Annotated in this window: 8 protein-coding genes; 6 read left to right on the plus strand and 2 right to left on the minus strand. The window is 42.1% G+C overall.

The annotated features are described in order from the left end of the window. Positions 1-9: 9 nt before the first annotated feature. Complete coding sequence (locus BACHE_RS06430; protein WP_013546878.1) at positions 10-1,266, plus strand: mechanosensitive ion channel family protein; 1,257 nt, start codon at positions 10-12, stop codon at positions 1,264-1,266. Positions 1,267-1,273: 7 nt separating this feature from the next. On the opposite strand, the gene BACHE_RS06435 is transcribed toward BACHE_RS06430, so the two are convergent. Both BACHE_RS06435 and BACHE_RS06440 read right to left on the minus strand, forming a co-directional pair. After that, positions 1,274-2,620, minus strand: a complete 1,347-nt coding sequence (locus tag BACHE_RS06435; RefSeq protein ID WP_013546879.1) for a HAMP domain-containing sensor histidine kinase — start codon at positions 2,618-2,620, stop codon at positions 1,274-1,276. Between the two features lie 7 nt (positions 2,621-2,627). Beyond that, positions 2,628-3,320 carry a response regulator transcription factor gene (locus tag BACHE_RS06440; RefSeq protein ID WP_013546880.1) on the minus strand — a complete coding sequence of 231 codons (693 nt, stop codon included), beginning with the start codon at positions 3,318-3,320 and terminating at the stop codon, positions 2,628-2,630. A 232-nt stretch (positions 3,321-3,552) separates the two neighbouring features. Here BACHE_RS06440 and BACHE_RS06445 point away from each other — a divergent pair, with 232 nt between their 5' ends. The 5 genes from BACHE_RS06445 to BACHE_RS06465 are packed head-to-tail and all read left to right on the plus strand — an operon-like array spanning position 3,553 to position 13,533. Continuing rightward, a complete protein-coding gene (locus BACHE_RS06445; protein ID WP_041579704.1) occupies positions 3,553-6,588 on the plus strand; it encodes a SusC/RagA family TonB-linked outer membrane protein in 3,036 nt (1,011 codons plus the stop codon). A gap of 41 nt (positions 6,589-6,629) precedes the next feature. Then, entirely contained in the window at positions 6,630-8,051 is a 1,422-nt protein-coding gene (locus BACHE_RS06450; protein WP_013546882.1) for a RagB/SusD family nutrient uptake outer membrane protein, read from the plus strand. Positions 8,052-8,061: 10 nt separating this feature from the next. Next, positions 8,062-9,177: an efflux RND transporter periplasmic adaptor subunit gene (locus BACHE_RS06455; RefSeq protein WP_013546883.1), complete on the plus strand. Its 1,116-nt coding sequence runs from the start codon at positions 8,062-8,064 to the stop codon at positions 9,175-9,177. A gap of 23 nt (positions 9,178-9,200) precedes the next feature. Then, positions 9,201-12,299, plus strand: a complete 3,099-nt coding sequence (locus BACHE_RS06460) for an efflux RND transporter permease subunit (RefSeq protein ID WP_041579237.1) — start codon at positions 9,201-9,203, stop codon at positions 12,297-12,299. Then, the gene (locus tag BACHE_RS06465) at positions 12,286-13,533 is read left to right on the plus strand and encodes a TolC family protein (RefSeq protein WP_013546885.1); all 1,248 of its coding nucleotides are present in this window, start codon (positions 12,286-12,288) and stop codon (positions 13,531-13,533) included. Before BACHE_RS06460 ends, BACHE_RS06465 begins: the two co-directional genes overlap by 14 nt. The last annotated feature ends 1 nt before the right edge of the window (position 13,534 follow it).

The following is a 13,534-nucleotide window of genomic DNA, read 5'->3' on the forward strand; positions in this document are numbered from 1 at the left end:
TGATGAATTATGGATATATTGAAGAACATAGATGAACTTTTGATTTCCTGGGGTGTAACTCCTTCCAGGGCAGATGTGCTCGATCAGTTTATAGCTTTTGCCTTAGTGCTTGTCATGGCTTTTGCGGCGGATGCCATCTGCCGCAATATCTTGTTGAGGGCAGTGGCCCATCTGGTGAAAAAGACCAAAGCCACGTGGGACGATATACTCTTTGACCATAAGGTGATGGTGCATCTCAGCCGTCTGGTGGCGCCGGTCATCATCTATATTTTCGTTCCAGTGGCTTTTGCCGAAACCAATTCATCCACATTGGGCTTTATTCAGCGCGTCTGCCTCATTTATATTATCGTAGCTTTTCTTAGCTTCGTCAACTCTTTTTTGAAAGCTGTCTATGTGGTGTACAGTGAGAAGGAGCATCTGCGTGACCGTCCTCTGAAGGGTATGCTGCAAACTGTGCAGGTGATACTTTGGTTTGTGGGAGCCATCGTTGTGGTGGGCATTCTCATCGACAAGTCTCCATTGTCGTTGCTGGCAGGTTTGGGCGCTTCTGCCGCCATTCTGATGCTGGTTTTCAAGGATAGCATCATGGGCTTTGTCTCCGGTGTGCAACTTTCTGCCAACGATATGCTGAAGGTGGGCGACTGGATAGCGATGCCCAAGTACGGGGCAGACGGCACGGTGATCGAAGTAACGCTTAATACGGTGAAAGTGCGCAATTGGGACAATACCATCACTACCATTCCTCCTTACCTGCTCGTCAGTGATTCTTTCCAGAACTGGCGCGGAATGCAGGAGAGTGGAGGCCGCCGGGTGAAGCGCAGCATCAATATCGATATGAGCAGCGTGAAGTTCTGCACACCCCAAATGCTGGAGAAGTACCGTAAGATACGTCTTCTGAAAGATTATGTGGAGCAGACCGAACGGGTGGTGAGGGCATATAACGAAGAACATGACATTGATAATTCCATTCTTGTGAACGGACGCCGTCAAACTAATCTGGGAGTATTCCGCGCCTACCTCACAGCTTACCTCAAAAGTCTTCCCGCCATCAACCAGAATCTGACGTGCATGGTGCGTCAGCTCCAGCCTACCGACCACGGCATTCCGATAGAACTTTATTTTTTCTGTGCCATCAAGGAGTGGGTTCCTTACGAGGGTGTGCAGGCCGATGTCTTTGACCACGTGCTCGCCATCATTCCTGAGTTCGACTTGCAGGTGTTCCAGTCACCTTCGGGCAGGGATTTCAGGCGCGTGCTTGCCGACTGACTTAGGTTTAGGGCATTTTTATATAAATGCTTGTCCCTACATCCACTTTCGATTCTATTTTGTATATAATATTATTTCTTTTAAGTATTCTCAAAGCCAATGACAAGCCGATTCCTTCTCCTTCTACTTGTTTCGCATTGTCTGCGCGGAAAAAAGGCTTATTAATTTCTTCCAATTTTGTAATAGGAATTCCAATACCTTTATCAATAATAGACAAGTATAAAGAATTGCTTTCTTTATAGATATTGATTGTTACAGGTTGATTGTCTGAATACTTGGTCGCGTTCTCTATCAAATTGTATAAGGCAATGGAGAGTTGAGTTTGATCTATGGTTGAATACATTAGTTTTTCATCTTCCGGCAGTATATCAATATTAACTAATAATACTGATTTGGGATATCTGCTTTTTATACGTTCTATAATTTCCCATATAAGGTCGTCTATTCTTGTTTCCTGAATGATTCTATCATCTTTTTTTAGGTCAGCAACCACGATTAGTGTGTCTAATATCTCTTTTATTTGCTGTGCTTGTTTGATTAATATATTTGATAAATCTTTGTATTCTTCAGGAGTACGCATCCTGAGAGAAAAAAGATCCAGATTTCCCAAAATAGTGGTAAGTGGGGTTTTAAATTCATGTGAAATGTATCTTACAAAATTCTTTTGCATAATAATAGTTTCTGATATCTTGGTTAGTAGGTCGTTAAATGTTTGAATCAAGTCATCTAATTCATCGTTTGTATCGGATGGGTGTATCTGTACATCTAAATTATGGGTCGAAATATTTCTAACTTCTGTTATTACATTGCAGAAAGGTTTGTAAGCTAAACGTGCAACCCACCTGCTTAATAAAATGATGGCAGTTATGCCAATAAAGAAAGAGAGGAGAATGATCCAAAGTAACATGCTGAGTTGTTCATGTAATTTTTGTTTCTTTTCTTTTGCTATCACTACAAAATCTCCCTGATTGTCTTCATAAAATATGCCATAGCATAGATAATCTTCGAAAGAGAAACGCAGATGTCCTTTTTGGCGTATTTCATCGAGAATTGCTGTCGAGATGTCTTCCGGCTTAACTCCATAAGCTATTCTATTCAAACTATCGTACACCTGATAATTTGAGTTTGCGGCTGTATTCTCAAATTGTTCCCGAATTTTCTCGAATTCTTTGCAGCTTAGTTCGTCTTCTTCCAAATAGAACCAGGCAGAAATGAAAGCTGTGTTTTCCAAATGAGAATATACAGATTTTTTTCCATTTGTAAAATACAACCAATAGATAAATACAGACATAATTGTAAACACAAAACCAAAGGTCATTGTGCAGTATAAGCTTAACCGATTCTTTACTGTCATTTCGTTTTTATTTTGAAGTACTTGTATCCTGAATCAGATATCCTCGTCCTTTTATGGTCTTGATCAGTTTAATATCGTGCTCTGCGTCTATCTTGTTTCGTAGGTAAGAGATATAGACATCGACCACGTTTGTCGTATTGTCGCAGTTGATGCCCCATACATTATCGAGTAATTCTGTTCGAGTTACCACTCGGTTTTTATTTTCCATTAATATCTTTAGTAACTTGAATTCTTGTATTGTTAATCGGATTTCTTTGCCTGCTCTTTCTATCTGGTGCTTATCTATATTTAGTCTCAAGTCGTTGCATTCGAGGATATTCATATCCTCATTATAGTTCAGTTTTGCTCTTCGCGTGAGTGCATTTATGTGTGCTATGAGCTCTCGGAATAAAAAAGGCTTAGTCAGATAGTTATCTGCTCCATAATCCAATGCTTTTATCCGGTCATTCGTTTCACTCAATGCGCTGATAACCAATATAGGTGCGTTTACTTTTTTGCGGCGGGTGTATTGGAGAAGTTCTAAACCATCAATTCCAGGTAGCATGATATCAAGTAAAATCAGGTCCCATTTTCTTTGGGTTATCATATTTCTGGCTTCAATACCATTATCTGTCCAAATTACTGCGTGGTCATTTTCTTCTAAGCCACGTACAATAAATTCGCTGATGCGAGCATTGTCTTCAATAAGCAGAATAAGCATAATAAAATAGAGGATTTTGTTTTCAATGATTTATGCAACAAATATATGGCTTTAATATTATAGAGGAGTTTAAACTTGTCATATTTTTATTTCTTTTTGTATATGCCTTGGATTTCTAATCTATTTCTAATGCGGTTTGCTGTATAGTTCTAATTTATCCTTTAAATGTCTCTAAAGTTAAGATGTTATTTTTGCGCCGTAATAATTATTGTTTAAAAATTGATATATGTTCATGAAATCTATTATTTTTTATGCGCTATTTTTATTTCTTTTTAACCAACATCTTTCAGCGCAGAGATTTGTAGTAAAAGGTATTGTTAGTGAACTTGAAACAGGAGAAAAGTTACCTGGAGTAGTAATAACTCCTTTGGGAGATTTAACTAACGGAGTGATTTCTGATATTGACGGAAATTTTGAAATAGAGCTTTCTCATGATGTAAGGAATTTATCTTTTTCCCATATTGGCTTTCAACAAAAAAAAGCCTCTGTTTATCCAGACATGCCCATCCTTGAGGTGGTGATGGAGCCTTCTGAAGAAGTATTGGGAGAAATTGTCATTACGGGTTATACTGTGCAAAGTAAGGATAAAGTTTCCGGTTCCATTTCTAAACTGGAAGGGCAGAATATTGGTAAGCTACCAGTAGCATCAGTTGATCAGGTTCTGCAGGGACGAATTTCCGGCTTATATGTGGCATCGGCTTCCGGACTTCCTGGAACTCCTGGGCGTGTTACTATACGTGGAATAGGGTCTTTGCAGGGTGGAAATACCAATCCATTATATATTGTTGATGGAGTACCTATTGAATCAGCTTCATTTGCCGGCCTCAATCCGGAAGACTTTGAATCTTTTTCAATCTTAAAAGATGCTGCCTCTTCTGCACAATATGGTTCAAGAGCAGCCAATGGTGTCATTGTAATTACTACGAAAAGAGGGCAAACTAATGCCAATAATAAGCCACGGGGATATTATCAGGGGCAAATAGGATTCTCCAAAGTGAATGATTCTAAATGGGATATGATGAATGCGGAGCAACGTTTGCAATTTGAAGAGATTCTGCAAGACCCTGCATTTCCGGGTTGGCTATATTCTCGCCATAATAAATATACCACAGATGGAGCATTGAAAACAGAACAGGATTATGCAATCGGTGATCAATATCTTGATAATTTGAGGAAGTCTGATAATAATCTTAAAATGAAAATTCTTCGTATGGCCTTTAACCAATCACACCATCTTTCGGTGTCGGGGGGAAGCAATAATGTAACTTATTATTTATCGGGTGGGTATTATCAACAAAACGGTGTGATACATAACTCCGGAATTAAAAGATATACTTTGCGCTCGAACCTGCAATATTCTTCTTGCAAATTGAAAATAGGATTAAATATCGGAGTAGGGTATGCTGATATGAAAGTGACGGAGGGAGATTTTGATGTCTCGGAGACTAATCCTACGGCAGCTTTGTATTTATCGCTTCCTTATGAGAAACTGTACCACAATGATGGCTCTCTGGCAACCGGCATTAATAAGTATGGTGCTAATGCTCTGTCGATGTTCGATGATATTGAGAGGAGAACAGGGCAGATAAAAAGTACTGTGTCTGCAAATATAGAATACCGTTTGACAGAAGAACTGAAGTTGACAGGAACTGCTGGTATAGACTTTCAGCAATTCCACAAAACCTGTTATACCAGGCCGGATTCTTATCTTGGAAGACTTGTAGATCCTGGCAGACAGGGGTGCTATGAAGATCATTACATCAATAAAGTTGGATTTATAGCTACGGGAGGAATTTCTTATAGAAAATCACTGAATAAATTACATGAAATTGAAGCGAATTTACTGACGGAGATAAATCAGAACCAGTATAGTAGTTCCGGTTTTGTGGGATATGGTTTGGTTTCGGGAATTGAAAATACACCGGCAGGGATCACACCCGGTACTCCATACAATTCTTTTATTCCTTTGCTTAAAGGCAACCGTTCCAGAAACAGGCTGTTTTCTCAGATAGTACTTTTTAGATATTCTTATGATAATAAATATACGTTGAGTGTCAGCTTGCGGAACGATAATTCGAGTCAAGTGCCGATAGCAAATAGAAATCAAACCTTTTATGCTTTTGGTGGAAATTGGGATATATCGAAAGAGAAGTTTATGTCAGGGAACGGTTTTATAGATATTCTTCGTTTACGGTGTAGTTATGGGCGTGTAGGTAATGCATCGGGTTTTGATAGTGATTTCGGGTATAAGGGATTGGTTGGAGCCGGTATTTATGGTGGAAAGTCTGCTTTGGTTCCTGTTTACTTTGCTAATCCAAACTATAACTGGGAATTAAGTTATATGGGAAACATAGGCATAAATTTCGAATTGCTTAAAAAACGTATTTGGGGGGAGATAGATATTTACAATCGCATTACTTCAAACTTATTTGTAAAGAGAAGGTTATCTTATACATCAGGGCTTAAGAGTATTGCGGCCAATGCAGGAAAGGTGCGTAACAGAGGTATCGAATGCAACATAGGAGGCGCCATTATTAGACAAAAAGATTTTTCACTGAACCTTGGTTTCAATGTAGCATATAATAGGAACACGATAGTAAGTTTGAGTGGTGAAGATGAATTTGTAACAGAAGAGTACTCTATAAACAGAGTAGGATGGCCGATAGGACAGTTTTATATGGTGAGATGGGCAGGTGTAGATTCGGCCAACGGTGCTCCTATGTATCTGGATTCCAAGGGAGCTATTACTTATACTTATAATCCGGATGATGCAGTTGTAGTAAAAGGCTCTTATGATCCGCCTACAAAGGGAGGAGCCACTTTGGATGTTCGATATAGGAATTTTGAACTATCCACGTTGTTTTCTTTTATTCATGGGATGTATAGGTTGAATACCGCCCAGTTTTATAAAACTTCTGCGGACAAGAATCACCGGCAATATAATCAATCGATAGATATGCTGAATATCTGGAAGCGACCAGGTGATGTTACCGACCATCCCGCAGCATCATTTTCGCGTTATATGACGGATCGTGAGTTACAAAATGCCGACTATATTAAATTGCGGAATGTGATGCTGAGCTACCAATATCCGCTTACTGATAAGGCGAAAAGATGTATTCGTGAGCTTCGACTTTTTGTTCAGGGACAGAACCTGATAACATGGACTAAGTTTAAGGCGTTTGACCCCGAAGATGATAATAATTGGTATCAATATGAATATCCGATGCCTCAAACGGTGATGGCAGGTGTTAATATTACATTTTAGCCTTTCAATTCCTTATTCCTAACTCAATTAAAAGAATAATCATGCAATATAAATATTTAAATATCTCAATCAATCTATTGCGAAAAATGATTGCTATTGTGCAAGCAACAGTCTTTCTGTTATCTTGTGATTTTGACCCTGTGGACTATATCGATGAAAGCAAAATATTCACTTCTGTGGAAAGGCTGGATAATGCTGCTTTGGGAGTTTATGAAGCCTGGTATCCCGAATATATTATACGCATATCTTCGCTAATCACGGACGAATGTGCTATTGGTGCACAAAATCTGGGGTTAGATGCTATCGGTCAATCCATTTTCCGATGGACTTTCTCTTCGGATGATGATGATGTGTTGGCTCCTTGGGCAAATGGGTACAAGGTGATAGGGCGAGTTAACAAGATTCTTGAAAAAATTGACACTGTTCCTGTAAGGGATGAAGAGGAAGAACAAAAGAAAAGATCTATAAAAGGAGAGTTGTTGGCTATACGTGCTTTCGTCCATTTTGATTTATACCGTGTTTATGGTTATTCAGGGATATACGATGCTACTGCGCCGGCTGTGCCTTATATGAAGATATGTAAGATGAATAGCCAGCCTTCACGTCCCGATACAGGATCGTTCTTCAGCGATCTTTGGCATGATATTGAAGAGGCGGAGTCATTGAAACCGGTTAATGATGTCATACGGGTGGGAATGACTGCTATTGAATGTTTGCATGCAAGAGTAGCACTTTATGCGGAGAAATATCAAGAGGCCGCTGATTATGCAGGGAAGGTGATTCACAAAATAGCTCTTACATCTTCCACGGAATTTCCTTTATTATGGGATGATAACGAAAATGGAGAAATAATATTCAAACTGAAAAGGAGTAAAGTGAATGATATCCGCCCAGGAGATTTGTTTTATAAAACATGCTCCGATAAAGTATTGTTTACTCCCTCCAGAAAGTTGCTGGATATGTATGATATTGATTCAGACGTTCGTTATAAATCTTGGTACGCAAAAAGCTCGGATCACAGTTCATTGTATCTTATTACAAAATATACAGGAACGAATGAAAATCGTAATTTGAATGATGTGAAGATGCTACGTGTAAGCGAAATGTATTTGATTCGTGCAGAAGCTTTGCTTAGGAGCGGAAAGCATTCTGTGATTTATTTGGCTTCTAAAGATCTGAATGATTTACGTGCACATCGAATTAGCAACTATAAAAATGAAAACTTCTTCAATAATCCCGACGGTCTGCTGAATGCTATTATTGAAGAACGCTTTAAAGAACTGTCTTATGAGGGACATCGGTATTTTGATTTGAAACGCCTCGGAAAGTCCATCGAGCGAACTGCCAATTTTGCAGCAAGCTCGGATATATTAGATGTTGCTTCTCCATGTTATTTTATTCCGATTCCTCAGTCTGAGGTGCTCTCAAATCCTAATATAAGACCTAATAATAAAGGTTGGTGAATGTGTCTTTATGCTTATGATAAGAAATAAATTATTGTCATCGTTTCTGTTGTGTGGGATCGTACTTTTGTCTGGATGCAAACATTCCTCAAAGTCACAAGAGACTTTTGGCTATCGCATTCAAGGAGATACTGTTTATGTGCTGGATAGAGACTGGGCCAGAAGTATCAAGATAATGGAAGTTGAGACGGCTCCTTTCTCAAAGGAAGTGGTTACGGCCGGAACTGTACGGCCTATTTCGAATCGATATGCCAATATCGTTCCTCCTTTTGCAGGAAGAGTTGTCCGGTCATATATTAATATAGGGCAAAAGGTCAGTCAGGGGACTCCGTTGTTTGAAATCAGCAGTCCGGATTTCACGTCTGCCCAAAAGAACTATTTTCAGGCTCTGTCATCCCGTGAGTTCGCCCGAAAAAATATGCGGCGTAAAGAGGATCTTTTCAATGCTGGTGTCAGTTCACGAAGGGAGTTAGAGGAAGCGCAGAACGTCCAACTGATAGCGGATAAGGATTTCGAGAATGCACAAACAGCTTTATATGTTTACAAGGTAAAAGACATGCATTCAATGTCGCTTGGTCAACCTCTTGTTGTCTATTCTCCTATCTCCGGTCTGATTATTGAGGACAATATCGTGAGTGGCCAGTATTTGAAGGATGATTCTGCTCCGATAGTAGTGGTAGCCGATCTTTCTAAAGTGTGGATATCCGCACAGGTCAAAGAGAAGGATATTCGCTTCATCCGCAAAGGAAGCAATCTGAACATCGAGATTGCCGCTCTGCCAGGTGTTCTTATAAAAGGTACTGTCTGTCATATTGAAGAAGCTGTTGACGAGGATACCCGTTCCATTCGGGTCCTTTCTGAGTGCGAGAACAATGGCGGGCTACTTAAGCTGGGCATGTATATCACGGTGCATTTTTTGAGTAATCCGATGAATATGGTAAAAATTCCCGAAACGGCACTTCTGCAAGGAGAATCGGATAGTTTCGTTTATGTGCAGGTTGCACCGGATACTTTTGTGTATCGTAGTGTGGAAGTAGAAACGACCGATGGTGGCAATGCTGTCATCAGCAAGGGACTTCGTGCAGGAGAAAAGGTTATCAGTGAGGGTGGATATTGTCTAAAATAGCAACATGGGGAAATCGGAGATTTATGAAGAAGAACATTATGTTTACGATTATACAGAAAAGATGGGCGATACTCTGCTTGTTTTTGATGTTGGGAGGATTGGGCTATTACTCTTGGAAGCAACTTTCTATAGAGGCTTATCCTGACATAGCTGATGTCACCTCTCAGATAATAACGCAAGTGCCAGGTCTGGCGGCCGAGGAAGTGGAGCAGCAGATTACCATTCCACTCGAGCGTGCTATCAACGGATTGCCCGGTATGCATATTATGCGCAGCAAGAGTACATTCGGATTATCCATGATTACAATTGTATTCGAAGATGGCATTGAGGACTATTGGAGTCGCCAGCGCGTGCAGGAAAGGTTGGCTGAGGTGCAGCTTCTCTATGGGGCGGTTCCGAAACTGGACCCACTGACTTCTCCGGTTGGAGAAATTTACCGCTATATAGTAGAAAGCGACAAGCATTCTCTGCGTGAACTGACTGAATTACAGAACTGGATTATCATTCCCCGCATTAAGGAAGTGTCTGGAGTGGCCGATGTAACTAATTTCGGGGGAATCATCACTCAATTCCAAGTGGAAATTAATCCTTCCAAATTAGAGCAGTATCACTGCTCTTTGAGGCAGGTGACCGAAGCAGTAGAGAACAATAATGCCAACGTGGGTGGCAGTGTGCTGAATCGGGGGGATCTTGGCTACGTTGTTCGCGGTATCGGCCTTATAGAGAGCTTGCAGGATTTGGGGAACATTGTGGTAAGTAGCGAGGCCGGAATTCCCGTTTTCCTCAAGGATCTGGGCTTGCTGAAATACGGCAATTTGGAAAGGAAAGGAGTCTTAGGATATACTGACTACAAACGTAATTATTCCGAAAGTCTGGAAGGCATTGTATTGCTTCTCAAACACGAAAATCCTTCCAAGGTTTTAGACGGTATTCATGAAGCTGTGGACGAACTAAACAATGGTGGTTTACCTGGAGGTGTTCGCATCCATGCTTTTCTGGACCGTACCGGTTTGGTCAATACGACCATTGACACGGTGTCCCACACCCTGCTGATGGGGATGGCACTTGTGGTTCTCGTGTTAATCCTGTTTCTTGGCAATTGGCGTGGAGCGCTGCTGGTATCCATCACCATCCCGACCGCCCTTCTCATAGCTTTCATATTGATGCATCTGACAGACATTCCGGCTAATCTTTTGTCTTTGGGAGCAATTGATTTTGGTATTATTGTCGATGGCGCCATTGTCATGATGGAAACGGTATTGAAAAAACGTGAGGACCATCCGGGAGAATATATGGAAGAAAAGAGTATCGCCTTTCGGGTGAAGGAAGTAGGACGTCCCGTCATGTTCTCCACGTTTATAGTCATCATGGCTTATTTGCCATTGTTTGCTTTTGAACGGGTGGAACGCAAACTATTTACACCGATGGCTTTCACTATGAGTTATGCTATGCTTGGAGCGCTGCTGGTAGCCTTACTACTGATTCCGGGAATGGCATATATCATTTACCGGAAACCTTGCAAGATATATACCAATCGATGGCTGGAAAAACTGCGTGAAAGATACGTGTTCATGCTTAAAAATATCCTAAAAAGGCCATGCGGAATTCTTATGGTAGCTTCTTTTATTTTGCTGGTTGGCATTGTACTGTGCATCACAGTAGGAAAAGACTTCCTACCGGAGTTGGACGAAGGTTCCATCTGGATGCAGGTGAACCTTCCGCCCGGCATTTCGGTAAACAAAGCCCGGACTTTGTCTGATACCTTGCGAGTACATACTATGAAATATCCTGAAGTTACTTATATCGCTGCGCAAGCAGGGCGCAATGATGACGGTACAGATCCTTTTACTCCCTCACACTTTGAGGTATCTATCGGTTTGAAGCCTTACCGTGAATGGCCGGCGGGAAAAAAGAAAAGTGACCTCATTGGTGAACTGGCAGACGAGTATGCCACTCTACCTGGTTTCAATGTCGGATTTAGCCAGCCGATGATTGACGGGGTGATGGATAAGATTGCCGGTGCGCACAGCGAACTGGTAGTCAAGGTATATGGCAATGATTTCCGAGAGACACGTCGGATTGCGGAAAGCATAGTTAAAGCATTGGACTCTGTTCCGGGAGCTGTTGACCTGAGCATAGACCAAGAACCGTCTCTACCACAGTTGCAAATTGCCATGAATCGTGATGCCATAGCCCGTTATGGCCTGAATGTGTCGGACGTTTCTGATCTGATAGAAGTGGCAATTGGTGGCAAGACCGTAGCCCAACTTTACCAAGGTGACCGTCGGTATGACATCATTTGCAAATATAGGGAAGATACACGGAATACGCCCGAAAAGATTGCCGGGCTAATGCTGACTTCCTCTACCGGAGCAAAGATACCTCTCTCTCAGGTGGCTGACATCAAACTTTGCGTCGGAGAGAGTACCATCACTCGTGAAATGAACAAGAGACACCTGACCGTAAAGCTGAATCTTCGCGGGCGTGACCTTTCCTCTTTCCTTAGAGACGCTGAAAAGGCAATTGACGAAAAAGTGAACTATAACAAGAATAAATACACCGTCAAATGGGGGGGAGCATTTGAAAATCAACGCCGGGCGTACTCCCGACTGACTGTTATCATCCCTTTGACCTTGGTATGTATGTTTATTTTGTTGTATGTCACTTTTGGAAAATTCCGTCAGGCAGGCTTGGTACTTTTCATTGTACCATTGGCTCTGTTCGGAGGAATGCTGGCACTGAACTTACGAGGTATGACGCTCAACGTGTCCTCAGCCGTGGGCTTCATTGCTATGTTTGGGCTTTCCATACAGAACGGCATTATCATGGTTTCGCAGATCAACGAATTGCGACAGAGAGGTTCAGCGCTCTTCGAGGCCGTACAAGAGGGTGCACGTCGACGTTTCCGACCGATTCTGATGACTTCCGCCACTACAATTATTGGCTTGCTGCCTGCTTCGATGGCAACTAATATTGGTAGCGACGTGCAGCGGCCTTTGGCCACAGTCATTGTGTATGGTTTGATATTTTCGACTTTGATCTCTATGTTTATCTTACCTGTATTTTATTATCTGATAGAAAACAAAGTATTGAGAAATAATGATAGACATGAGGACAAATAACATTTATATACTCTTTCTCTCGGTTATGTTGGCTGTGCCATTTACCGGGCTCCGGGCACAGACAGATACGATGTATCCACCCAGGCAGAATCTGACTTTCGGCGCTTATCTGAACCGGGTGGGAAAACAGAATCTGGAGTATCTGGCAAGCCAACTGAACGTGAGTATAGCCGAAGCAGAGCTTGCGGCAGCGAGGGTACTGCCGGATCCTTTGTTCAACTTTGAGGGAAATAAAGAAACATACAAACTGGGGCTTTCGTGTTCGTTGGAACTGGGGAAGCGCTGTGCTCGCGTCAAACTGATGCGTAGCCAATCGGAATTGGAGAAGCTGGCACTCGAACAGGGTTTTCAGGTATTACGGGCACAGGCCACTGAACTCTATTTGGATGCCATCTTGCAGCGCGAGCTACTGAAAGTAAAAGAAAGCTCTTATCGGTACATGGTCAGCTTGAGCCGTTCAGATAGTCTTCGTTGTGTTTTGGGAGAGATAGCCGAGAATGATGCCAGGCAATCCCGGGTGGAGGCGATGAATCTTTTAAATGAGGTTTATGATCAGGAATCTGCCTATCACTCTTCGCTGGTGGGACTGAACAGATTTATGGGAATGGCGGCCGACACGCTGAGTGTACCCTTGGAAAACTGGGGTAACCAGGAACGGGACTTTGCGCTCGCGTCGCTGCTGGAACTGGGGAAAGCCAACCGCATCGACCTGCTGGTTGCTTCGAAAAACGTGGACGTCAATTCACAGGCATACAAGCTGACTTGTGCAGGACGCCGTCCGGACATAGGGCTGTCACTTTCTTATGAAAGGGAGTGGAAAAGCCTGCTGCCGCAAGCTCGCTATGCCACCGTTGGAGTATCTGTCCCTTTGCTCTTCTCTACAATTAACAAGGGAGCAGTTAAGTCGGCCAAATACAGGATAGATCAGGCTGTGGTTATGCAAAAGAATGTAGAGTTGCAGATACAGGCCGAGATTACCCATGCGTGGTTCGTCTTTGAAGCAGAAAGGAAGAAAGTGGCACAGTACCGGTCTGGTGTACTGGAGGAATCACTGAAGGTACTGGATAGCGTGATTTACAAATACAGGCATGGAGAAACCTCCATCCTGGATGTGCTCATGGCTCAAAGAGCCTATAATGAAATCCGGCAGAACTATCTAAAGACGATAAATGGCTATGTGGTAGCTCTGGTCGCGCTTGAAAAGTCGTGTGGAGTGTGGGATATCTGCTTTTAAG

This window comes from Bacteroides helcogenes P 36-108 (assembly GCF_000186225.1).
GTDB classification, from domain to species: domain Bacteria; phylum Bacteroidota; class Bacteroidia; order Bacteroidales; family Bacteroidaceae; genus Bacteroides; species Bacteroides helcogenes.